Source organism: Shinella sp. HY16, assembly GCF_028534175.1.
In the GTDB taxonomy this organism is placed as follows: Bacteria; Pseudomonadota; Alphaproteobacteria; order Rhizobiales; family Rhizobiaceae; genus Shinella.
Genome location: NZ_JAHYXL010000002.1, coordinates 562,591 through 585,835, shown reverse-complemented (window position 1 = coordinate 585,835; position 23,245 = coordinate 562,591). Strand labels below are relative to the sequence as shown.

At 60.2% G+C, this 23,245-nt stretch carries 25 protein-coding genes; 24 read left to right on the top strand and 1 reads right to left on the bottom strand.

All coding sequences use genetic code 11. The features are described 5' to 3' along the window. Nucleotides 1-6: 6 nt before the first annotated feature. Entirely contained in the window at nt 7-1,185 is a 1,179-nt protein-coding gene (locus tag K0P03_RS23185) for an efflux RND transporter periplasmic adaptor subunit (protein WP_272790732.1), read from the bottom strand. Nucleotides 1,186-1,331: 146 nt separating this feature from the next. Here K0P03_RS23185 and K0P03_RS23180 point away from each other — a divergent pair, with 146 nt between their 5' ends. From K0P03_RS23180 to istB, 24 genes are all read left to right on the top strand, one after another. Beyond that, nucleotides 1,332-2,021: a response regulator gene (locus K0P03_RS23180; RefSeq protein WP_024270424.1), complete on the top strand. Its 690-nt coding sequence runs from the start codon at nt 1,332-1,334 to the stop codon at nt 2,019-2,021. Continuing rightward, nucleotides 2,018-3,079, top strand: coding sequence for an ATP-binding protein (locus tag K0P03_RS23175; RefSeq protein WP_024270423.1), 1,062 nt, complete (start codon nt 2,018-2,020; stop codon nt 3,077-3,079). The genes K0P03_RS23180 and K0P03_RS23175 overlap by 4 nt, the downstream gene beginning before the upstream one ends. Nucleotides 3,080-3,388: 309 nt before the next feature. Further along, nucleotides 3,389-3,817 (top strand): GNAT family N-acetyltransferase, encoded by a 429-nt coding sequence (locus tag K0P03_RS23170; protein WP_336314302.1) that lies wholly within the window; start codon nt 3,389-3,391, stop codon nt 3,815-3,817. A 53-nt stretch (nt 3,818-3,870) separates the two neighbouring features. Further along, nucleotides 3,871-4,032 carry a hypothetical protein gene (locus K0P03_RS23165; protein WP_156031951.1) on the top strand — a complete coding sequence of 54 codons (162 nt, stop codon included), beginning with the start codon at nt 3,871-3,873 and terminating at the stop codon, nt 4,030-4,032. Between the two features lie 248 nt (nt 4,033-4,280). Next, nucleotides 4,281-4,574 carry an IS66 family insertion sequence element accessory protein TnpB gene (gene tnpB, locus K0P03_RS23160; RefSeq protein ID WP_080600525.1) on the top strand — a complete coding sequence of 98 codons (294 nt, stop codon included), beginning with the start codon at nt 4,281-4,283 and terminating at the stop codon, nt 4,572-4,574. Between the two features lie 208 nt (nt 4,575-4,782). Then, nucleotides 4,783-5,592, top strand: a complete 810-nt coding sequence (phnC, locus tag K0P03_RS23155) for a phosphonate ABC transporter ATP-binding protein (RefSeq protein ID WP_006473175.1) — start codon at nt 4,783-4,785, stop codon at nt 5,590-5,592. Then, nucleotides 5,589-6,437 (top strand): phosphate/phosphite/phosphonate ABC transporter substrate-binding protein, encoded by an 849-nt coding sequence (phnD, locus tag K0P03_RS23150; protein ID WP_046802286.1) that lies wholly within the window; start codon nt 5,589-5,591, stop codon nt 6,435-6,437. The genes phnC and phnD overlap by 4 nt, the downstream gene beginning before the upstream one ends. A 70-nt stretch (nt 6,438-6,507) precedes the next feature. Next, nucleotides 6,508-7,314: a phosphonate ABC transporter, permease protein PhnE gene (gene phnE, locus K0P03_RS23145; RefSeq protein WP_006473411.1), complete on the top strand. Its 807-nt coding sequence runs from the start codon at nt 6,508-6,510 to the stop codon at nt 7,312-7,314. Nucleotides 7,315-7,327: 13 nt separating this feature from the next. Beyond that, on the top strand, nt 7,328-8,326 hold the full coding sequence (locus tag K0P03_RS23140) for a phosphonate dehydrogenase (protein ID WP_003501101.1): 999 nt from the start codon (nt 7,328-7,330) through the stop codon (nt 8,324-8,326). A 12-nt stretch (nt 8,327-8,338) separates the two neighbouring features. Then, nucleotides 8,339-9,259: a LysR family transcriptional regulator gene (locus K0P03_RS23135; protein WP_003501100.1), complete on the top strand. Its 921-nt coding sequence runs from the start codon at nt 8,339-8,341 to the stop codon at nt 9,257-9,259. Nucleotides 9,260-9,599: 340 nt separating this feature from the next. Continuing rightward, nucleotides 9,600-10,202: a recombinase family protein gene (locus K0P03_RS23130; RefSeq protein WP_003501098.1), complete on the top strand. Its 603-nt coding sequence runs from the start codon at nt 9,600-9,602 to the stop codon at nt 10,200-10,202. Then, complete coding sequence (locus K0P03_RS23125; RefSeq protein ID WP_003501095.1) at nt 10,195-11,847, top strand: IS481 family transposase; 1,653 nt, start codon at nt 10,195-10,197, stop codon at nt 11,845-11,847. Before K0P03_RS23130 ends, K0P03_RS23125 begins: the two co-directional genes overlap by 8 nt. Beyond that, nucleotides 11,844-12,824: an ExeA family protein gene (locus K0P03_RS23120; RefSeq protein WP_003501092.1), complete on the top strand. Its 981-nt coding sequence runs from the start codon at nt 11,844-11,846 to the stop codon at nt 12,822-12,824. Before K0P03_RS23125 ends, K0P03_RS23120 begins: the two co-directional genes overlap by 4 nt. A gap of 213 nt (nt 12,825-13,037) precedes the next feature. Continuing rightward, a complete protein-coding gene (locus K0P03_RS23115) occupies nt 13,038-13,709 on the top strand; it encodes a spermidine synthase (protein WP_130517637.1) in 672 nt (223 codons plus the stop codon). A 37-nt stretch (nt 13,710-13,746) separates the two neighbouring features. Beyond that, nucleotides 13,747-14,127, top strand: coding sequence for a DUF6481 family protein (locus tag K0P03_RS23110; protein WP_023515533.1), 381 nt, complete (start codon nt 13,747-13,749; stop codon nt 14,125-14,127). Nucleotides 14,128-14,225: 98 nt separating this feature from the next. Beyond that, nucleotides 14,226-15,263, top strand: a complete 1,038-nt coding sequence (locus tag K0P03_RS23105) for a fatty acid desaturase (protein ID WP_272790729.1) — start codon at nt 14,226-14,228, stop codon at nt 15,261-15,263. 453 nt (nt 15,264-15,716) lie between these two features. After that, complete coding sequence (locus tag K0P03_RS23100) at nt 15,717-16,760, top strand: transporter substrate-binding domain-containing protein (protein ID WP_272790728.1); 1,044 nt, start codon at nt 15,717-15,719, stop codon at nt 16,758-16,760. A 29-nt stretch (nt 16,761-16,789) separates the two neighbouring features. After that, nucleotides 16,790-17,371 carry a protein-tyrosine phosphatase family protein gene (locus K0P03_RS23095; protein ID WP_272790727.1) on the top strand — a complete coding sequence of 194 codons (582 nt, stop codon included), beginning with the start codon at nt 16,790-16,792 and terminating at the stop codon, nt 17,369-17,371. 44 nt (nt 17,372-17,415) lie between these two features. Beyond that, nucleotides 17,416-17,988 (top strand): GntR family transcriptional regulator, encoded by a 573-nt coding sequence (locus K0P03_RS23090; protein WP_023512437.1) that lies wholly within the window; start codon nt 17,416-17,418, stop codon nt 17,986-17,988. Then, nucleotides 17,985-18,512 carry a protein-tyrosine phosphatase family protein gene (locus tag K0P03_RS23085; protein WP_272790726.1) on the top strand — a complete coding sequence of 176 codons (528 nt, stop codon included), beginning with the start codon at nt 17,985-17,987 and terminating at the stop codon, nt 18,510-18,512. The genes K0P03_RS23090 and K0P03_RS23085 overlap by 4 nt, the downstream gene beginning before the upstream one ends. A 6-nt stretch (nt 18,513-18,518) precedes the next feature. Continuing rightward, nucleotides 18,519-19,712, top strand: coding sequence for an ABC transporter permease subunit (locus K0P03_RS23080; RefSeq protein WP_272790725.1), 1,194 nt, complete (start codon nt 18,519-18,521; stop codon nt 19,710-19,712). Next, a complete protein-coding gene (locus tag K0P03_RS23075) occupies nt 19,709-20,812 on the top strand; it encodes an amino acid ABC transporter permease (protein ID WP_272790724.1) in 1,104 nt (367 codons plus the stop codon). The genes K0P03_RS23080 and K0P03_RS23075 overlap by 4 nt, the downstream gene beginning before the upstream one ends. Before the next feature lie 150 nt (nt 20,813-20,962). Then, complete coding sequence (gene istA, locus K0P03_RS23070) at nt 20,963-22,459, top strand: IS21 family transposase (protein WP_050746815.1); 1,497 nt, start codon at nt 20,963-20,965, stop codon at nt 22,457-22,459. Continuing rightward, nucleotides 22,456-23,202, top strand: coding sequence for an IS21-like element helper ATPase IstB (istB, locus tag K0P03_RS23065; protein ID WP_272790723.1), 747 nt, complete (start codon nt 22,456-22,458; stop codon nt 23,200-23,202). Before istA ends, istB begins: the two co-directional genes overlap by 4 nt. Nucleotides 23,203-23,245 lie beyond the last annotated feature (43 nt).

The window sequence follows — 23,245 nt, the reverse complement described above, 5'->3', positions numbered from 1 at the left end:
GCTGTCTCAGCTCTGCGTACCAGGGACGGGTTGGACCGGCGATGTCTCCAAAAGCTGGCCACTTTGGACCCTCTCCTGCCCTTGAACGACAATCGTTTCTCCAGCCGACAAGCCGCGTCTTACGAGGTAGTTGCGATCGATAAGCGGCCCCAGTTCCACCAGACGTTTTTCGCTCGTCTTCTTTGCGTTGACGATGACGAGTTGCGGCTTTCCGGTGAGGTCGCGCATCACGGCCTCTTGAGGCACAAGAAGTGCTGCGGAATGGACCTCTCGCGGCACGAGTGCGCGCACAAACATACCAGGCAGCAACTGGTCCTCGGCGTTCGGCACGACTATGCGGATGGCCAGACTCCCTGTTGCGCTGTCGACGGAGATATCGGAAAACACGATAGTGCCCGTATGGGCGTACGGCCTGTCCGTGATGGTTTTGATCTTGACCGGCAGTTTTTCCGGATCTTTGACTTCGGAACTCGATGCCGTCTCGCGCAGGCTTTCGAGGCTCATCGATGATTGACGAACATCTACATAGACCTGGTCGATCTGCTGGATCACTGCAAGCGGTGCGCTCCCGGAAGACGAGGCTAGGCCGCCTTCTGTCATGAAGGACTGACCGATCGTCCCACTAATCGGGCTGCGAATTGTCGCATTCGACAATTCGAGCTTTCGCCGGGTCAAATTGGCCGTGGCCTCGGCCACGCTCGCCTTAGCCTGAGCAAGCGTCGCGGCCGCATTGTTGAGAGCTTCGTCACTGGTGATCTTCTGTGCCGAGAGCAGCTCAGCGCGCTCGAACTTCACCTTCGCATTGACAAACTCGGCTTCGGCACGCGCAAGCGCGGCGGCGGCAGCATCGACATCGGCCGCAAAGGGCGATGGATCGATCTGGAAGAGTGGCGCATCTGCGTCCACGAAAGAGCCCTCTTGAAAGAGCTTCTTTTGAATGATTCCGCTGACCTGCGGCCGGATTTCGGCCGTGCGCAAGGCACTGACACGTCCTGGCAGCTCGTCATAGACCGTCACGGCTTGCGGCTGCACCGTCATCACGCTGACGCGCACGGCCTGCGGTTCGGCCGCTCCATTCGCTTCAACATCCTGCTCAGCACAGCAAGCAAGCAGCAGCAATAATGGCACGCATAACATGCAGAAAAGCCAAAACCGCGCGACATTTCGCATCTGTGTCACCATCATCTCGTGAGGGAGTATCGATGGTGACGCTCTAAGAGTCTTCCATTGGCGGTTCGTGGAGGTTCTGTTGCGATATTATGGAGGCGGGGCACGGCCGCTCGACGGACGGACCGTTCGGTGCCATGTAAATTGCAAGGAGTGCGATGAGCATGGCAGAACTTGTTTTGATAGCTGAGGACGATGCGGAGATCGCCGGCATCCTTGAGGCGTACTTTGCCCGCGAAGGCTTCCGCACCGTGCATGCCCGCGACGGGCAGGTGGCGCTTGATCTGCACCGGTCGTTGAAACCCGACATCGTCTTGGCTGATATCACTATGCCGCGCCTGGATGGCTGGGAGCTTCTCGCAGAGATCCAGAGACGAGGCCGCACACCTGTCATCATGATCACGGCACTTGATGAGGATGTCGATCGGTTACAGGGCCTGCGCATCGGCGCGGACGACTATATCGTCAAGCCCTTCAATCCGATCGAGGTCGTCGCGCGAGCCAAGGCCGTGTTGCGTCGCGCGGGTCTCAGCCAAGCGGGCGCAGTGATCCGGGTCGGAAACCTGGCAATCGATCTCGATAGCTATCAGGTTAAGATTGAGAAGGAGGACGGGCCAGTGACCGTACCTCTCACGCTGTCGGAATTCAGGCTTCTGGCCCATCTCGCTCGGACACCCACCAAGGTGTTCTCGCGAGCCGAACTTGTTGACGCCTGCCTGCCCGGCTCGGATGCGCTGGATCGAACGATCGACAGTCATTTGAGCAAGCTTCGCAAGAAGCTCGAACAGGTGGGAAGCGAAGGCTTGTTGATCAGCATTCGAGGCGTCGGCTACCGCCTTGGGGTCGATCCATGATCGTGAAGGGGCTCAGTCGGCAGATATTGCTCGCCATGGCCTCGGTCACCCTGGCGGCTGGCCTGCTGGTCTTCTTTGGAACCTATCTCGCCTTCACCGCCCTCTTCTATTTTTCTCCCTGGTCTGAAGACGCTGACAATTGGCTGACGGGCTTCGATTTCATTACTCTGGCCATTCTCATCTTAATCGCGCTGATCGTCGCGGCGATCGCATCGATCCGATTGGCGCGCCGCATCCTCGAACCGTTGGAATCATTGGCGATAAGCGCCAGGCAGATCAAAGACGGCGATCTTTCGGCTCGCGCCATCCCCGGCGATCACTCTCTGGGGGAGACGGCCGTTCTTGTCGAAGACTTCAACGCCATGGCCCAGCGTCTGCAGGACATGGCCTCGGATATGACACTCTGGAATGCCACGATCGCCCATGAACTGCGTACACCTTTGACCATTCTCAAGGGGCGACTCCAAGGCATGATTGATGGGGTCTTCGAGCCCGATGAAAAGTCGCTTAGTGCCCTCGTGCTGCAGGTCGATTCATTGGCAAGGCTGGTGGAGGACCTGCGAACGGTGACGCTCGCTGACAGTGGTCACCTTGATCTTCGCCTTCAGCCTGTTCGTCTCAAGGACGAAATCTTGCGGCTTGCTGCGGTGTTGGATCGGGAACTGCAACAGGACGGCTTCGAGCTTAGCCTAGACCTTTGCGATGTCACGGTCCGGGTCGATGCGATGCGGATCCGGCAGGCGCTTCTTGCCCTGGTCACAAATGCGCGTCGATACGCGCAACGCGGCCTCATCGAAATCAGCCTTTGCGTGGAGAGGAACGAAGTGATCCTGCGTGTCGCCGACGAAGGTCCGGGCCTTGCACCGGACATCGCCGCTTCCGCGTTCGAACCTTTCCGAAGAGGCGGAGAGTCCGGCTCGTTGGAAAAGGGCGGCAATGGTCTGGGTCTATCCGTCGTCCGTGCGATCGTTGAGGCTCATGGCGGCAAAGTCCAATACGCAAAATCTGACACAGGCGGCGCCATGTTCGAGATGGTTCTTGGCGAGGCAGTCTCGTGACGTTTTGTTCGTCGCCGCTTCCTTACGGATTCTACGGCTCGTTCAACTCCACCGGTCGTCTCCACGTCGTCTCCACACGCCCTCCACGAACCCTCAAACTTGGCTTGCTAACGCAGTCATCCCAGGCCCAACCAAGATGCTGTGCTCGGGATTATGGAAAGCGCACTTATGGGCACCGAATCCGGCCCCGCGTTCGATAAGCCGTTGGAGAAACGTTTTGACCATACAAACTGTCAGTCTGGCCGTTGCAGATCAGAATGATCTCCCGACTTCAAGAAAGAGCTCCAGGAGGCATTTTCTCTTGCTGTTATCGATGAATACGGAGCGCTGCCCGATGGCCCCATACCTTCCGACGAGGACCTAGACAGCTCTATCGCCGCCCCCGGAGCTGTCGCACTGCGTATTCTCTCAGACGGCGAGAAGATCGGTGGCGCAGTTGTGACCATCGATGAGAACACGCATCACAACACGCTGGATCTATTTTTCCTGAAGGTTGGCGAGCATGGGCAGGGTCTGGGTCACAAAGCCTGGCTTGCGATCGAAGCCCGTTATCCGAAGACGATCACGTGGCGAACCCATACGCCCTATTTCGAGAAGAGGAACATCCACTTCTACGTCAACAAATGTGGCTTCAAGATCATCGCGTTTCATCACGCCAAGTATCCGGACCCACATCATCCCGCGTCGAATGATCTTCCGGATGACGAAGGGTTTCTATTCGAGAAGGTGATTAAGTAAGCCGCAATCGATCTGACCCATTTCAGCAGACCGGCTGCATACGGGAAGTCCCGATGGCCAGCTCAATGGCAGGTATGAAGGCGCGTAGCGGTCATTCGATCTACCGGTGGAGCCGCTTGGGCTTCATCGGTCGAAAGACCGAACTCGACGCGGCTCGTTTCAACGGTGTCATTGAAAGCTGCACAGGATTAGCCGAGCGGCTGACAAACGGCTGACGCGATGTCAGACGGCTGCATTCGGCCCCGGGGCTCACGGATAATAAGGTGTCTTCGGCGCGACCGTCATGCTAGGTGTAGCGGCTTGCCAACATAAGCGCCTCTGCTCGCAAACATCGGCATTTTCTGCTCGAATTATCTGACAATGGAGCGGGCGTCGTGCTCACGCTCTTTGCCAATGTGCTCGCAAACATCCGGGTCTGCTTGCAAACATCCGCCACGTGCTCAGATTAATTGCCAGCGACGGCATGGTCAAACCGGGACGCCTGCCTGTCGTAGTTGCTCGGTCAGCTGACGGGAATATTCGGGATCAAGGGTGCCCGCCAGGAAGGCGCGGATATACGGACATGCGCTGTGGCTTTCCCTCCTTGGCGCTTCGGGTGCAGGAGGTTCTGCAGCATGATCCGTTGTCAGGGCATCTCTTCGTCTTCAGGGGCCGCAGATCGGATATTTTGAAGATCATCTGGCATGATGGTCTGGGCGCCTGCCTTTTTACCCGGCGGCTGGAGAAGGGCCGGTTTATCTGGCCGAATATGGGATAGCATCCGTCAAGGTGGTGTAGAATTGGGACCGGGCCGTCATGATCAGGCGGCTCTGGGTGAAATTTCTCCATCGCAGCTACGCGAGGAGGTAGAGCTGAGTTTAAGTGCTGTCATTGAAGTTTCACGAGCCTGATAAACGGACGTCATATGTCGCCCATAGTGATGCAAATATTCAATCGATGCACCACTAACGATCAGGATTATTGTGATGCTGGCTCTGAACGGAGTTGCCGTGACCTATGCCAACGGCACCCAAGCTTTGAAGACAACGACATTGACGTTCAACCAGGGTCAGTTCGTCGTGCTCCTCGGTAGATCCGGCGCAGGCAAATCTACCCTCATCCGGACACTCAACGGCTTGGTTGCGCCGACGTCTGGTTCGATCACTTCTAACGATATTGGTGCTCTGGATGCGGAAACTAAGCTTCGCATTCACCGAAGGCGAACTGGGATGATATTCCAGCAGCACCAACTCATAGGGCGCTTGAGCGCGCTCGACAACGTCATGACGGGCCGCCTGGGCTACCACTCTGGCTGGCGTACGTTGTTCCCTATGCCGCGTTCGGATCGAAGGCTGGGGTTGGAATGCCTTGAACGCGTAGGCCTTCTTGATAAGGCTCTCGTCAGGGCGGATCAACTATCCGGCGGTCAGCAGCAACGGGTGGGCATTGCGCGCGCGCTGGTCCAGAAGCCCCAACTGGTCCTTGCAGATGAGCCCGTTGCAAGTCTGGACCCTGAAACGGCTGTCGAGGTCCTGTCGCAGCTTCGCGAAATATGCACAGCCGACGGCATCACTGCTGTGATCAGCCTTCATCAGATCGATCTAGCTCGCCGGTTCGGCGACCGGGTCATTGCTATGCGCGACGGGGAAGTGGTTGCGGACGCCGCTGTCGACGAACTGACCGATCAAATGTGTGCGTCGATCTACCGCAGCGCCCCAAGAAATCCGACCACAACACAAGATTTGTCCAACTACGAGTATGATCAACCTTTAGCTGCCATGGAGGCCGCATTATGAAGAAGCTTCTGTCCCTCGCATTCCTCGCCGTTCTTGGCTGGAGTTCGTTGGCGCATGCTGGCTCAAATCCAGAGACATTGCGCGTCGCGTTGCTACCGGACGAGAACGCCGCCACTGTCATCAAAAACAATCGTCCTCTCGAGGAGTATCTTGAGAAGACACTCGGTCGGGAGATTGAACTGATCGTAACGACCGACTACTCGTCAATGATCGAAGCGATGCGTTTCGGCCGGCTTGAGTTGGCTTATTTCGGGCCGCTCTCTTACACGCTCGCGAAAACCAAGGCTGATATCGAGCCTTTCGCAGCAGTTATGAAGGATGGCGAAACTACCTATCGCGCTGTAGTTGTCGCCAATGCAGAGGCTGGCATCGAAAGCCTTGAAGATGCAAAAGGGAAAAAGGTCGCGTTTGGGGACGTGGCTTCCACCTCAAGCCACCTTATCCCGAAATCTATGCTGCTTAAGGCCGGAGTTGAGGCTGGAAAAGACTATAGCGAGAACTTCGTAGGGTCGCATGATGCCGTGGCTATTGCAGTGCAGAATGGCAATGCTCAGATTGGCGGACTTTCGTTGCCCATCTACAATTCAATGGTCGCTCGTGGCACCATTGATCCTAAGAAAGTTATCGCCCTCGCCGAGTCCGATCCGTTCCCGCAGTACCCCTGGACCATGCGGTCGGATCTTGACACTTCGTTGAAAGAGGCGATCACCAAAGCCTTCATCGACCTTAAAGACGAAAAGGTATTGGCATCCTTCAAAGCCGATGGGTTCGCTCCGATCGATGACAAAGCCTACGACGTCGTCCGTGAGCTCGGTAAAGTGCTGAACTTGGACCTGAGTCAGTAAGGCGCGTTCGAGACAGTTTCTCACCTTTCGACGCAGGCGCTGGCCTGCGTCCTTTCTTCCAGGATATGTGATGACACAGCCGTCGGCCGACTACGACTCTATCCTTCAACATCAAAACAAAGCTTGGACCAGAGCTGGCGTGATCGCGTTGGCAATTGCGTGTGTGATCATTGTTAGCAGTTATCACTCCGGTCTTCTTGATCTGGAGCGTCTGGGATCTGGGTTTCCTGCGCTCTGGCAGCTCGGTACGGAAATGTTTCCCCCGGATTTCAACCGAGGCTTGGAGTGGATCAGCCCTCTCATCGACACTCTGGCGATGAGTATAGCTGGGACTGCGATCGCGGTACTGATATCACTTCCAGTTGGCTTTTTCGCCTCAGGGAAAACAGCACCCAACGCTGTCATCTATATGATCTCGCGTGGATTGTTGAATGGTCTACGGTCGATCCCGGAGCTGATTATGGGCATCGTCTTCGTGGCGGCAGTGGGATTTGGAGCGCTCCCAGGCGTGCTGGCTCTTGGTCTTCACTCGGTTGGCATGGTGGGCAAGTTCTTTGCGGAGGCGATCGAGCATTGCGATAATGCGCCTATAGAAGCCGCACGCGCAGCTGGTGCGTCGCCGTTCCAGATCGTGACGCGGGCGATCTTGCCACAAGTTCTACCGCAATTGGCCGATGTGACCATCTATCGGTGGGAGTACAACTTCCGCGCCTCGACAATCCTGGGCACTGTGGGAGCTGGTGGTATCGGTTTCGAGTTGATGACATCCCTCCGGATCATGAATTATCAGGAGGTTCTTGCGATCATGCTCGTTGTCCTTCTGATGGTCACCATCGTTGACCAGGTCGGCGCTCTCCTCCGCCGCCAGCTGCAATAGAAGGATAAATTAAATGCTCCCAAAGGTAGTAATCACCCATCGCGTCCACGAGGAGATTATCTCAAAGCTATCTCCCCACGCTCGTTTAGTTTGCAACGATACTGATGATACATGGCCCCGCGAGAAACTGCTCGCAGAATTGAGCGACGCCAAGGCGATGATGGCGTTCATGCCGGACATGATCGACGCGTCTGTACTCGCGCACGCTCCCGATCTTCAACTTGTGGCATGTGCGCTGAAAGGCTTCGATAACTTCGACATCGAAGCCTGCACGCAGCGTGGAGTCCACGTCACGATAGTGTCCGATCTTCTCACTGACCCGACAGCCGAACTTACAATCGGTCTGATGATTGCTCTTGGGCGGCACATTCTGCCAGGCGACAAGAGCGTCAGGAGGGATTACAAAGGTTGGCGCCCTCGGTTTTACGGCCTTGGGCTGCAGGGCACAGCAATCGGCATTTTAGGGATGGGAGCGATCGGAAAAGCTATAGCACAGCGCCTAAGTACCTTCGGCGCCATTGTGTCGTACTGGGATCGTCAATCCCTGGACAAAGCCGATGAGATCAGACTGAACGTAAAGCCTCTTGAATTTGACCAGTTGATCTCGTCGTCTACCTTTCTTGTGTGTGCACTCCCGCTTTCGGCCGAAACGAAGCATCTCCTCGGCGCTGAACAACTCGCCAAAATGCCCAAAGGAGCACTTCTTATTAATCCTGCACGCGGAAGCGTGGTTGATGAAGAGGCTGTTGTCGCTGCATTGCAGGCGGGGCGCTTGGGAGGCTACGCCGCTGATGTTTATGAGATGGAGGACTGGGCCAGACCCGACCGGCCTGACAAGGTCCACGGGGGTCTCCTCAATCGCGAACATGATTCGATCTTGACACCCCACATAGGCTCAGCAGTGGCGAAGTCGCGTTTGGCTATCGAGCACGAGGCTGCTGACAACATTATAGATTTTGTCCAAGGCCGAAGACCTCGTGCGGCAATTAACGAGGTTCAACTAATTCCTTGATTAGAGAAAGTAATGTTTAGCCTTTCGCATGTCGCAGCATTCATAGAGGTAATCGAAACTGGCAGCTTTCACGAGGCGTCGCGACGGCTTCAGATATCCCAACCGACTGTCTCACATAATGTGAAACGATTGGAGGATATACTAGGGGTGCGGCTGGTCGAGAGGAGGAAGGACAAGTGTGTGCCGACTCGGCAAGGGCTCGTATTCTTGCCATTCGCACGCAGCCTTTTGACCGTCACGAAGAGATCTCTGGACCGCCTGCACAGCGGCCGGATTACGTTGGGTGCCAGTACTAACATCGGTACCTATATTTTGCCAGTCCACTTGAAGCGTTTACAGGATGCTCAAGGCCGGCCACCTGAGGTGGCCGTTGCCTCAAATCCTGAAATCATCGAAAAGCTCTTGAGGAAGGAGATTGATCTAGCCTTTACCGAATGGTGGGACGATCGAAAAGGATATCAAGCCCGCCTTTGGCGGAAGGAAAAGCTGGTAATAATCGTATCCCCACAGCATAATTGGAGGACGCGAAAAACAATTGAAGCGGCAGAGTTATTTCAAGAGTCCCTCATTGGCGGAGAACGTGGAACCGGTACCGGATCCGTGCTCCGCGAGGCCTTCGGCCAAGCGGCAGAGCAATTCCCAATCTCATTCAATGTCGGGAGCACTGAGGCTGTGAAGCATGCAGTTCGAGCTGGTCTCGGCATTTCGATCGTGATGAGGAGCACTGTCCTCGATGAGCTCGCGTCGGGTAGGCTTTATGAGGTTTCTGTTGAGAATGTGGTTCTCGAAAAGTCTGTGTGGGCTGTACATCCCGTACATATGGAGGATGGTTCACCGGAAGCAATCGCGCTTAAGGTTATACTCGATGCGAGCGCCCCTCTGGGTGACCTAGAGCACGTCCACATTACTCGGGGTCATATCCGCAAGATTTGAAGTAGTTGGCGCATTCCTGCGGCTCGAACATGGTAACGGCCTGGCCGACCGCATCCTTTGGTATCGCCGCCTCAATTCCCGGAGTATCCCATACAAGGGGGACAAGATCGGGGACCGCCCGATTTTCGATGCGTAAGGTTCCCTGCTCCATGTCGCGAATATTCGGCCGTCAGACACATAGTTGGTTTCCATGGATCGTTTGTCATAAACGAGGGTTTTTGAGCATGCCATAGCGCATGCCGTCACGCCCCTTGAATGGCGCGATGGAATCTTCTCAAAACTGTTATAGAAACGGTTGTCGCAAAATGCTATGTGTCCAACGACTTTCAAGAACATTTGGATGGCTATGCGGGTCGGGTACGCCAGGGTCAGCACGATCGATCAAAATCCGGAGCTTCAGCTTGAGGCGCTGAGACGCGCCGGTTGCGAGAAGGTGTTTACCGAGCGCGGGTCAGGCGCTCGCGATGACCGCCCGGAATTGGGCCGAATTCTCTCCGACGTGCTTCGCACTGGTGACACGCTCGTTGTCTGGAAACTCGATCGGTTGGCGCGATCGCTAAAGAAGCTCATCGCGACGGCGGAAGAGTTGGAGCGCGCGAAGATCGGGCTCGTGTCCTTGACCGAGAGCATTGATACGACGACGCCGGGCGGCATGCTGACCTTCCATGTCTTCGGTGCGATCGCCCAGTTCGAACGTGCTCTGATCCGCGAACGCACGACGGCTGGACTGGTCGAGGCGCGGCAACGTGGCCGCAAGGGTGGCCGCCCGCCCGCGATGCGCCCGGGCGATATTGCCGCGGCGCGCGCCCTGATGAAGGAAGGCAGCATACCGGTACGCAATATTGCGCAGCGCATGGGGGTTTCTGTTGCAACCCTCTATCGTCATATCGGCAAGAAGGGTGGCTCTCCCAAAACAGTGGAATCCGAGGACGTCCATGGCTGAGCGGAGAAAGCGGCCGCCCGGAGAGGCTCTTGTCGATCTTCGACGCCGATTGTCGCTGCTTTCTCCCCGTGATCCAGGCCGTACCGAGATTGTTGCTCGTGCCGCCGATGCCTACGGCATCTCGATCTGGACCCTGTATCGGGCGCTGCGGGAGTTGAACCGCCCGAAATCCGTACGGCGCGCCGATCACGGAACCTCCCGGATCGCCCCGCAGCCGGAGATGGAAACCTATGCCGAAATCATCGCGGCCCTGAAGATCAGAACGGCGAACCGGAAGGGGCGGCATATCTCCACGGCGCGCGCCATCAAGCTGCTTGAGGAAGACGGCGTGGTGACGCCCGATGGCCTGGTCCGTGCACCGCCCGGCATCTTGAAACGCGCAACGGTCGATCGGCTGCTGCGTGTTTCCGGCCTGGATTATGCGCGCGTCACCCGCCCGGTGGCTGCCGTCCGATTCCAGGCGCGGCGTTCCAACGAACTCTGGCACTTCGACATGAGCCCGTCCGACCTGAAGCAGGTGGAAGCGCCGCTTTGGGTCGAGGAAGGGCGCGGCCGGCCGACGCTGATGCTGTTCTCCGTGGTCGATGATCGCTCCGGCGCGAGCTATCAGGAATACCGCTCCGTCTACGGCGAGGACGCGGAGTCCGCCTTGCGCTTTCTCTACAATGCCTTCGCCGCCAAGCCTGAACCGGAACTGCCGCTTCAGGGGATTCCAACGACCATCCATATGGATAACGGGCCGGTGAGCCGCTCGCGCGTTTTCCAGTCCGTCATGGGTAGCCTTGGTGTCCGGGTTCTCACGCATATGCCCCCGTCGGACAGCGAGCGGCGCACGCCGGCGCGAGCGAAAGGCAAGGTCGAGCGGCCGTTTCGCACGATCAAGGAAGTGCACGAGACCCTCTATCATTTCCACAAGCCGAAGGACGAAGAGGAAGCCAACCTTTGGCTCAGGCGCGCCTTGGTCACCTACAATAACGGCGACCATCGCACAGAGTCTCATGCACGCATCGAGGATTGGCTGCGGCATCTTCCTCCTGACGGGGTGCGGGCGATGTGCTCCTGGGAGCGGTTCTGCGCCTTTGCGCGCGAACCGGAACGACGGACGGTTGCTGGAGACGCGACCGTATCGGTCGAAGGCGCATCCTATGAGGTCGAGCCCGAACTTGCCGGCGAAACGGTGACCTTGCTCTGGGGCCTGTTCGATCAGGAACTGTTCGTCGAGCATGAGGGCAAGCGCTTCGGTCCATTCCAACCTTCGCGCGGGGCGGTTCCCCTCTTTCGCTATCGCAAATACCAGAAGAGCAAGCTCGAAGAGCGGCTCGACAAGGTGGTGCGCCTGGCAGACCAACTTGGGCTCCCCCGCGCCGCGGTCACCGGCGGGGATCGTCCATTGCCTTCGCTGCCCCCGACCACGGCTGGGCTGAGTGTACGGCGGACACCGTTTCCGGAACCCGCAATAGAGACCGCTTATCCAAATGGCCTCGCAGCCCGTGGGGCCATCGCCGACCAGCTCGGCCGGCCGATCGGCGCGATGAATGCCGGTGACCGCGCCTTCATCAATGAACTGCTTGGAGAAACACTCGACAAAAAGATGATCGCGGCCCGTATCCGCGAACGCTTCCAGGCGCGAAGAAAGGAAGAATGATGCTCGCTGACGTTCAATCCAGTTACGGCCTCGACCGGCCTTTCCAAGGGGCCGGCAACTTTGAGACCGAGCATCAGCGCACGATCATCCGCGAGGTGTGTGCGGCCGTCCAGACCGGTCGGCTTGTCGTGGTCTCCGGCCTGGTCGGTTCGGGGAAAACCCACCTTTTGCGCCGCATCGAGGCCGAACTCACCAAAGCCGGCAAGGTCGCACTCGCCAAATCGCTGGCGGTCGACAAGCGGCGCACTTCGCTGCCATCGCTCATTGAAGCCCTGTTCTACGACTTGTCTCCCGGCGATCGTGCGCAGGTCAAGATCCCCAAGCAGGCCGAGCGCCGGGAGCGCGACCTGCGCGACATCATGAAAAAAGGCAAACGGCCGATCGTCCTCGTGGTCGACGAGGCCCATGACCTGCACCACAAGACCTTAACCGGCCTGAAGCGACTGATGGAGGTGGTCGCCGACGCCGGCGTGCTCCTTTCCGTACTTCTTGTCGGGCATCCCCGGTTGCGCAATGATCTGCGCCGGCCGCAAATGGAGGAGATTGGCTACCGCACGACCATTTTTGACTACGAGGGGATCGGCTCCGCGCGCCGCGACTATGTTGCCTGGCTGCTTGGCGCCTGTGCGGCCGAAGGCGTAAAGGTTGGCGAACTCCTCGAGGAAGAAGCCATCGACCTCATCGCCGAACGTTTGCGCACGCCGCTTCAGATCGAGATGCATCTCACCCTCGCATTCGAGCAGGGCTTTCGCCTCGGCGCCAAGCCGGTTACCGCCGAAATCGTCGAGCAGGTCCTGTCCCGCGCCATCGACGATCTCGAACCGACGTTGACCCGAAATGGTTACGATGCGACGGCTCTGGTCACGCACCTCAATGCTCGGCCGTCGGATATCCGCGCCTTCCTGGCGGGCACCCTTGATCCCGAATATTCCCGTCAGCTGACCGAGCAACTACGACAGGCAGGCGTCCCGGTTTGACCATGCCGTCGCTGGCAATTAATCTGAGCACGTGGGGGATGTTTGCAAGCAGACCCGGATGTTTGCGAGCACATTGGCAGGGAGCGTGAGCACGACGCCCGCTCCATTGTCAGATAATTCGAGCAGAAAATGCCGATGTTTGCGAGCAGAGGCGCTTATGTTGGCAAGCCGCTACAGCTAGGAGGCGTCCAAACAACCCAATGAGACGCTCCGATGCTTCCCTGGACCAATCTTGATCGCGCGACCATCCCCGGTGACGCTGGCGAATTGCGCCTGAAGCAGCGCGGCAGCGAATTCTCGATCATGCTCGGCTCGACGGAGCTGATGAACAGCCGGCTGAGCGGCTCGGAAGAGGCACTTGCTGCGTTGAGTTGCGAGCGGATTGCGGGTCGCAAAAACCCCGGCATGCTCGTCGGCGGCCTCGGCATGGGGTTTACGCTGCGGGCCGCGCTGGCCCAGCTTCCTCAAGACGCCCGTGTCGTCGTCGCCGAACTCGTTCCCGCCGTCGTCGAATGGGCGCGCGGACCTTTGGCGGATCTCCACGGCGGCACGCTCGATGATCCCCGCGTCGATATCCATCTCGGCGACGTCGGCGCCCTTATTCGGTCGAAGAAGGCCGCATATGACGCGATTCTGCTCGATGTCGACAACGGCCCCGATGGACTGACGCGCGCGTCCAACGACAACCTCTATAGCCACGACGGTCTTCGGGCCGCCAAGACTGCCCTTCGGCCGAACGGCGTGCTCGCCCTCTGGTCGTCTGCGCCGGACCGCGCCTTTACCCGTCGCTTGCGCGAGGTCGGCTTTGCCACAGACGAAGTGAGCGTGCGCGCCAACGGCAAGAACGGCGCCCGCCATGTCTTGTGGATGGCGACCAAGCGCTAGCATCCCCCATAACACCCACCACAGTCTGGACAACGATTTGAAAAACTCTAGAAACAGCCAGCTTTCCGACCGCCGCACGGCCTCCGCCGAGGCAAAAGCGGCTTTGCTGAACGCCTACAAGGCCGCACGGGCATCCGACGAGCCGGCGCGAGCCGCGCGTCAGGCGGAACGCGCATCCATCACAGCTGCGCGGGAAGAGCGGCGGATCGAGCGCGCGCGCGTAAAACTGGAAGAGCAGGCGCGCGCCGAAGTGGAAGCGGCCGAACGAGAAGCGGCTGCCCAGGCTGCCGCAATCGCAGAAGCGGAAGAGCGCCAGAAATCGGAAGCTGAGCGCGTTGCACGCGTGATTGCAGACGAGGCCGCGCGAAAGGCCGCACGCGATCTGCGCTACGCAAACCGGAAAGCGCGTCAAAGATAGTCTCCGGGCAGGCACGGAACACTCCAAGAAGCCTACTTTTAAACCTGCATCAAATTGCCCCTCAAGTGACGGGGCACAACCGGAAACGCCATCTGCCGATGACCTCGTTGAACGCGACTGCCCCCAATGGCGCCGACCGTGAAAAAGCCTGGCTTAAAATCCTGTCCGGCTACCGCCAGCCCCATATGGGCCGAAGCGCGTTCGAACTGGCTGTGACCCTCATTCCGTTCGCCCTCCTTTGGGCTGGCGCCTGGGCCTCGATGCACTTCGGCTTTTGGCTGGGTATGATCCTCATCATTCCCGCGGCAGGATTTCTCTTGCGCCTCTTCATGCTGCAACATGATTGCGGCCATGGCTCCTTCTTCGGCCGGCGGCGCCTGGATGACTGGACGGGACGAGCAATCGGCGCGCTGACCCTAACGCCCTATGACTATTGGCGTCGCGCCCATGCGGAACACCATGCCTCGGCCGGGAACCTCGACGAGCGAGGTGTTGGTGACATCACGACACTCACTGTCGCGGAATATGAGAGGGCGACGCGCTGGCAACGGCTCAGCTACCGCCTCTACCGGCATCCCCTCGTCATGTTCGGCATCGGCCCCGCCTGGCTCTTTCTCGTCAAGCAAAGGCTGCCGTTCGGCATGATGCGGTCCGGAGCGCTGCCATGGGTTTCGACAATGGCGACGAATGCCGCGATCGCCGTCCTCGTCGCGCTGCTCGTCTGGGCGGTCGGCCTTGTTCCGTTCCTCGTAATCCACCTGCCGATCGTGCTCCTCGCGGGAGCGGCCGGTGTCTGGCTATTCTACGTTCAGCACCAGTTCGAAGACACCCATTGGTCGAGCCCTCCGGAATGGACGTTCCAATACGCGGCCCTGCATGGCGCCTCACACTACGATCTGCCCCGCCCCCTGCGCTGGATCACCGGCAATATCGGCTTGCACCATATCCACCACCTGTCGAGCCGCGTTCCGTTCTATCGGCTTCCGAAAGTTCTGCGCGACTATCCTGAACTGGGGGATCTTGGGCGCATCACGATCAGGGAAAGCCTCGGCTGCGTGAAGCTCATCCTGTGGGATGAAGCGTCGAAACAGTTGATTTCGCTGCAGGAAGCAAGGGCGCGCCGCATCGCCAAATAACGTTCACAGTACCGTCGGGCGAGTTTGCTCGACGGCACCGATTTGGCAGAGATCGGGCCCCGGCCGCTGATAGAAGCGTTGACTTCCTGACCTGGAAGGATGCCGATTTGGCCGAGCACGGGCTGCGCACGCTCGGCATTGGAGCCAGCCTCAGCGAGGCCACACCAGAATGAAGGCTTCGAGTGAGGAGCGCGATTTCGCCTCCCAACCGAACTGACCGCTACATGGACGAGGCGGCCAAGCCAATGCTTGGTTTTCCCGAGCGGCGGCCTCTCCGGCAAGCCGGGGGACTCTCCTCCTCGTGTAGTCACACACACAAATCACCAAACGCAAGATTGACCGGGCAAACCCGACCAGAGTCATCGAAAGTCAGTTGACAGCGGGAAAACCCTCTCCTACGCTGAACATGTATACAGGTATAGCTGTCTCTACCTGAGCAGGAGGGGGAATATCATGCTTCGATCTTATCTCACAGCAGCGCTTGCCGGCGCTGCCGCTCTCGCAGTCACGTCCCATGCGCAGGCTGGCCCGGTTTTCGACGAGGTCGTCTCGGGCGGCAAGCTCGTCTGCCTGGTCAGTCCGAGTGCGCCCGGCTTCTCCGTGCCGGATAGCAATGGCGTCTTCCAGGGTTTCAATGCCGATTTCTGCCGCATGGCGGCAGCGGCAATCCTCGGTGACGCGAGCAAGGCAGATATTCGCGGCATCGGCTTTTCCGACTCGCTGAAGAGCCTCGTTTCCCGGCAGGCACACATGGCGTCCCGCTCTGTCACCGAGACCGGCACGCGCTCGGCCGATCCCGGTCTCTCCTTCGTCGCAACGACTTTCTATGACGGCCAGGGCTTCATGGTGTCGAAGGCGCTTGGCGTAAAATCGGCCAAGGAATTGAAGGGCGCGACGATCTGCGCCGAGGACGGCTCGACGACGCTGCTCAACATCGCAGATTGGTTCGCCGCCGAGGGCATGGACTACAAGGTCGAGAACATTGCCGACAAGACAGCGCGCCTCCAGGCTTTCTTCGCCGGCAAATGCGACGCCTATGCTTCCGACATGACGGCGCTCGCCGCCGACCGGCGCCTCGCCAAGAATCCCGATGACTACGAGCTTCTGCCGGAGATAATCTCCGCCGAGCCGCTGACGCTGGTGACCCAACCGGACGACACGTTGCAAAAAGCCGTGCGCTGGGCGTTTCAGGTCATGCTGAACGCCGACGAACTCGGCATCAACTCGACGAATGTCGATGCCACCGTCGCCGATCTCGACAAGCAGCCAAAGGCCGTGCAGCGTCTCTTCGCCAAGGACGGTGCGACTGCCGACATGGCAGCAAAGATGAAACTGCCCGCCGACTGGGCCTATCAGTTGATCAAGCAGGTCGGCTCCTACGGCGAGGTGTTCGATCGCCATCTTGGCCCTGCGACCCCTTTCAATCTGAAGCGCGAGGGCAGTCAGAATGCGCCTGCCAGCAAAGGTGGCCTGATGTACGCCTATCCGATACGGTGAGGCTGACGGCCAGACGGAGGAGAGGCGGCGTGGCGGATGTTGACGATCCCATATCCATCCGCGCCACCGTCGATTGCCCCGGCGGCGGGCGTCTGGTGACCCTCGGCGCACCCGGCCTGACCATCGACCATCGGGGCAGTCCCTGGATCGATCCTCACGGCGTCGACGAAACGTTGGCGGCACTCGCCGCCCGCAAAGCCGCCCTCTTCCTCTTCCTGGCACGCGACAGCGATTGTCCGCCCCGCCTGCGGGCAATACTGCGCGAGAAGGTCAAACAAGCCGGTATGGCCTTTGCCGCACTGCCGATCGACGATTTTTCCGCACCCGGTGCGGCGTGGACGCGGGCGTGGCTGCGGCTGGAGACGCGGGTTTCAGCGCTGCTTGCTGAAGGGAGGGCCATTGCGCTCTGCTGCAGCTACGGCGCTGGACGGAGCGGCATGGCTGCCGCCCATATTCTCAACAGGCAGGGCCTTTCCGTCGAGGAAGCTCTGTCGACGATGCGCAAGGCTTTTCCGGAGTCGGTCGAAAGTCCTCTTCAGGAAGCCTGGCTGCATATTCACGACAACGGCCGCGCGGATGCGCGCCAAGCGAATGGAAAGGCAAAGGCGTGAGCTTACCGCAAATATCGAGATCCGGTCCGCCCCGTTCGGAAGATATGCTGCAGGAGCTGCGCTTCCGCATTTGCACCACCCATCCCGACACGCCGATGATGCTGCACGAGGGCAAGCTGGCGCAGGAATTCGGCGTCAGCCGCACGCCGATCCGCCAGGTCCTGCAACGGCTCTCCTTCGAGCATCTCCTCGAAACGCGTTCGGGCGTCGGCACGGTGGTGAGCACGCTTGATCCCGCCCAGCGCGACCTGCATTTCTCCATGCTGTCGGATATGCTGCGTCTTTGCACGCGCTGCTGCGTTCCGGCTTTCGCCATGTCTACCCGTATCCAGCTGGCCACGATCACCGAGCTTACGGCCAATCCGGGCGAGGCGCCGCTCGCAAGCTATTTCGCCATCCGCACCCAGTTCCTCGACCTCGTCTCCGGCCTGGTGCAGGACCCCATCGCCGCCGAGGCCCATGCCGCCCTGCACTGGCGGGTTATCCGCTGGCGCATGCAGGCAGCGCGCGAGGATATCGACGCTGCCTTCTCGGCGATGCGCGCAACCGTGGCGGCCGTTTCGGCGGCGCAGACGCCAACCGCCCTTCTTGCCGACCTTGCGGCGGAAACCACATGACCGAAACGCCCTTCCTGCGCCCTGTCCGGCTGCCGCAGGGCATTGCCGGCGAACTCTGGCTCGGCCCGATGCCCGGCCGGCGTCGCCCGTTCGGCGATGACATGGACGATCTACGGGCGCGAAACATCACCCGGATCGTCAGCCTCACCCCGCTTGCGGAGATCGAGGAGAAGGCGCCGTCCTATGCGATCGCCCTTGGCGGCGAAATAAACATCGCCATTGTTCGCTTCCCGATCGCAGATTTCGGCATTCCGGCAGATGAAGCTGCCCTCTTCGCACTCGCCGACGAGGCGGCGCAGCACCTATCGGGCGGCGGAAATGTCTTCGTGCATTGCGCGGCCGGTATCGGCCGCACTGGCACCTTTGCCATCTGCATCCTGCGAGCCCTCGGCCTCAAGACGGTGGAGGCCGCGGCCCTTGTCGCCAGCGCCGGGTCCGGACCGGAGACCGACGCGCAGAAGGCTTTGGTAGACCGGTTCCAAGCCCCCACCCGGCCACGCCAACCGGCAGAAACGAGCCCGTGAGCGTCCATGGACCAGAAGCTGCAAATCCCTCACGCTGCGCAGGACGGTCCACCCCGGACGCGGCCTGCCGTTTCCTGGCCCGATATCGGCGTCGGCCTTGCGATGCTCGCGGCCTTCGCCCTCATCGCCTACAACATCCATTCCAATATGATGGCAGCCGGCATTGAGCCGGGCTTCGCCTTCCTTATCCAGCAGGCCGGGTTCGACCTCAGCGAAACGCTCATTCCCTACGGCGCGAATGACAGCTATCTGCGTGCGATCCTCGCCGGCCTTGCCAACACCATCGTGGTCGCCGTGGCGAGCCTTGTCATCGCTTCCCTCGCGGGCCTGCTGCTCGGTCTTCTCAGCGTCAGCAAGGCACCTCTCGCGCGGCTGTTCGCACTCGCCTATGTTGAATTGTTCCGCAACCTGCCGAAGATCCTGGTCCTGCTGGTCATCTTCGTCGCCGCGGTGAACGGCCTGCCGGCCATCCGGCAGGCGCTGGTGCTCGGCCCCTTCACGATCTCCAACCGGGCAATCTATCTGCCCTGGCTTTCGGAGGATCCGCGCAACACCCTTTGGCTCGTCGCCTGCCTGTTGCTCGTTCCGCTCCTCGTCTGGCTGTGGATCCGCCGGGCCGCCCGCAGGCAGGCCCTTCTCGGCCGTCGCGCGCCCGTGCTGCCGATAGCCCTCACCCTTTCCGTCGCCGTGCCGGCGGTTCTCGCCGTCGCGCTTGGCGCGCCGCTCGGGCTATCCTGGCCGGCGTTGGAAGGCTTTTCGGTCAAGGGCGGTGTCGCCCTTTCCATCCAGTTCTGCACAGTGGCGGTCGCGCTCGGCCTTTATCATGGCGCCCAGATCGCCGAGGTGCTCCGCGGCGGCATCGAGACCGTTCCGCAGGGCCAGATCGAGGCGGCCGCGGCGCTCGGCCTCAAGGGCGGCCAGACGACCCGGCTCATCGTCGTGCCGCAGGTACTGCGAACCGTCGTTCCGCCCCTTAACAATCAGTTCGCCAATCTCCTGAAGAACACGTCGATCTCCATCGCCGTCGGCTATTCCGACCTCATGTCCGTCGCGGGCACAGCGATCAACCAGACCTTCCGGCCGCTGGAAACCATGCTGATCACCATGGCGATCTACCTGCTGCTCTGCCTTGCGCTCACCGGCGCGCTGAACCATTGGAGCGCGCGCATCCGCGCCCGGGAAGGACGAGGATCGCGATGAGCGTAGACATCCAGCCTGCTCTAAACGGCCGAGCCTCGACGTGGCTGCGAAGGCAGCTTTCCCGGCCAGGCTCCAGCCTCCTGTCGCTGGCAAGCGGCGGCCTCGCCCTCGTGATCCTCTGGATCATCATCGACTGGCTTGTGCTCGCCGCCGTGCCGCCTTTCGCCGACCCTGCCGCCTGCGCCGAAGCTGCCGGTGCCTGCTGGCCCTTCTGGGTCGAAAAATCCCGCTTCATCCTCTTCGGCACCTATCCGTTCGATGAGCAGTGGCGGCCGATGCTGGTCTCATTCCTGCTGCTTGGCCTCTCCATCGCTACCGGCCAGATGGCCGTCAGCGGGCGCTGGCTGGACATCCGCCTCTTTGCGGCGCTCTGGCTTGCCGGCATGGCCGCATCCTTCGTCCTGATGGGCGGCGGTGTGCTCGGCCTTGTTCCGGTCGATGCCAACAGATGGAACGGCCTGCCGATCCTTCTCATCCTCTCCACCATCGCGCTCGCCCTGGCACTACCGGTCGGCGTGCTGCTTGCGCTTGCCCGCTACCAGACGCGCCATCGGCTGCTGCACCGCGCCGCGGGCGCCTATGTCGAGATCATGCGCGGTGTGCCGATGGTGACGCTGCTCTTCGTTGGCGTCTTCGTGCTGCCGCTGACCCTGCCCAAGGGCATTGCGATCGACCCGATCGTGGCAGTGCTCATCGCGCTCGTCTTCTTCCATGCCGCTTATTTCGCCGAGGATGTGCGCAGCGGCCTGATGGCGTTGCCCGCAGGACAGCACGAGGCCGCCTCCTCGCTCGGCCTCGGCTTCTGGCAGACGGCCCGCCTCGTGCTTCTGCCACAGGCTATCGAGCGGGCGATGCCCGCCCTCGTCAACAGCACGATCGGCGCCTACAAGGACACCTCCCTCGTCGTGATCCTCGGCCTGCACGACCTCAGCGCCACCGCCCGCATGGCCTTCAGCGACGTTGCCTGGGGAAACCAGGCGCTGGAGGCCTACGTCTTCGTCGGCGCCTGGTTCCTGATCTCCTGCTCCTACCTCTCCTGGATCGGCCGGCGTCTCGCCGCGCGGGCAGCCAAGGGCCGAAGCCTCAAGGCCTCCCGTTGAAAGAGCCGGTGAACGAAACGGCCTGATGTGAGAGCGGCGGTGGAAAAGTCGGCCACGGTAGCGGCGGAATAGTCCAGCCGCGGGCGGAGTAAAAACCGGCCACCTATTTCCTTTCTGCCATGAATGCAGGAGGGACAGGGGATCTACACCGTGGAACTTTATTTGAGAGTTCGCCTGGCTGTTTCCGAAGGGATGACGCAACGTCAGGCAGCAAAGCATTTCAACATATCGCGCGACAGCGTAGCCAAGATGTTGGCCTATTCGACGCCACCTGGCTATCAGCGGCGATCACCGATCCGGCGGCCGAAGCTGGATGCGTTTGTGTCGACGATCGAGCATTGGCTCGACGAAGATCTGAAGGTGCCGCGCAAGCAGCGCCACACAGCCAAGCGGGTATTCGACCGCCTGCGCGATGAGTGCGGGTTTACCGGCGGCTACACGATCATCAAGGATTATATGCGCGAGCGAGATCAGCGCCGACAGGAGGTATTCGTGCCGCTGTCGCATCCGCCGGGCCATGCGCAGGCCGACTTTGGCGAGGCGATGGTGGTCATCGGCGGCGTGGAACAGAAGGCGCGCTTCTTTGTGCTGGATTTACCGCATAGTGACGGCTGCTATGTGCGGGCCTATCCGGCGGCCGTGGCCGAAGCCTGGGTCGATGGTCACATCCATGCATTTGTCTTTTTCGGGGCCGTGCCGAAGTCGATTGTCTACGACAACGACCGCTGCCTTGTCGCGAAGATCCTCCCCGACGGCACGCGCAAACGGGCAGCGCTGTTCAGTGGCTTCCTGTCCCACTACCTGATCCGGGATCGCTATGGCCGTCCTGGGAAGGGCAACGACAAAGGGAATGTCGAAGGGCTTGTCGGCTATGCCCGACGTAACTTCATGGTGCCGATCCCGCAGTTTCCAACATGGGATGCGTTCAACGCCTTTCTGGAAGAGCAGTGCCGAAAGCGCCAGAGCGACAAGCTGCGCGGCGAGAGCGAGACAATCGGGGAACGATTGCAGCGGGATCTCGCGGCCATGCGCTCCTTGCCGGCGTCACCCTTCGATGCGTGCGATCAGGCCAGCGCTATTGTGACTGCCCAGTCGCTGGTGCGCTACAAGACCAACGACTATTCCGTCCCGGTCGCGTATGGCCATCAGGACGTCTGGGTCCGGGGCTATGTCGACAAAGTGGTGATCGGCTGCCGCGGCGAGATCATTGCCCGTCATCCGCGGTGCTGGGAACGCGAAGATGTCGTCTTCGATCCCGTCCATTACCTGCCGCTGATCGAGCAGAAGATCAACTCGCTGGATCAAGCAGCTCCGTTGCAGGGCTGGGATCTGCCGGAGGAGTTCGCGACGCTGCGCCGGCTGATGGAAGGCCGCATGGCCAAGCATGGGCGGCGGGAATACGTGCAAGTTCTCCGTCTTCTGGAGAGTTTCGACCTTGCGGACCTGCATGCGGCCGTTAAGCAGGCCATTCAGCTCGGCGCGATCGGCTTCGATGCGGTCAAACATCTGATCCTGTGCCGGGTCGAGCGCCGGCCACCGCGGTTGGACCTGACGATCTATCCCTACCTGCCAAGAGCGACGGTCGAGAAGACATCGGCGAAGGCGTATATGCGTCTCCTGTCGTCTGATGCGGGTGAAGCGGCATGAGCACCGAAGCACCCGACATCCTGCTTGCCCATTATCTCAAAACCCTCAAGCTGCCGACCTTCCAGCGCGAGCACCAGAAGCTGGCCCGGCTCTGCGCCACCGAAGGCGTCGATCATGTCGGATACCTCTTCCGGCTTGCCGAGCGGGAGACGATCGAGCGGGATCGCCGCAAGGTAGAACGCCGGATCAAGGCGGCCAAATTCCCGGTCGTCAAAAGCCTGGATAGCTTCGACTTCTCCGCCATACCCAAGCTCAACAAGATGCAGGTGCTGGAACTGGCGCGCTGCGAATGGATCGAGCGCCGTGAGAACGTCATCGCTCTCGGCCCCAGCGGAACCGGCAAGACGCACGTCGCGCTCGGCCTCGGCCTGGCCGCCTGCCAGAAGGGCTTGTCCGTCGGCTTCACCACAGCGGCGGCCCTGGTCAGCGAGATGATGGAGGCCCGAGACGAGCGGCGTCTGCTCCGGTTCCAGAAGCAGATGGCCGCCTACAAACTGCTGATCATCGACGAACTGGGGTTTGTGCCACTATCCAAAACTGGCGCGGAATTGCTGTTCGAGCTGATCTCGCAACGCTACGAGCGCGCAGCCACCCTGATCACCAGCAATCTTCCGTTTGACGAATGGACGGAAACCCTGGGATCTGAGCGCCTGACCGGCGCGCTGCTCGATCGCATCACCCACCACGTCAACATCCTTGAGATGAACGGCGACAGCTATCGTCTCGCCCAAAGCCGCGCCTGAAAGGCCGGCTGAAACTTCCAACAAAAAATCGCCGCGCCGGCCT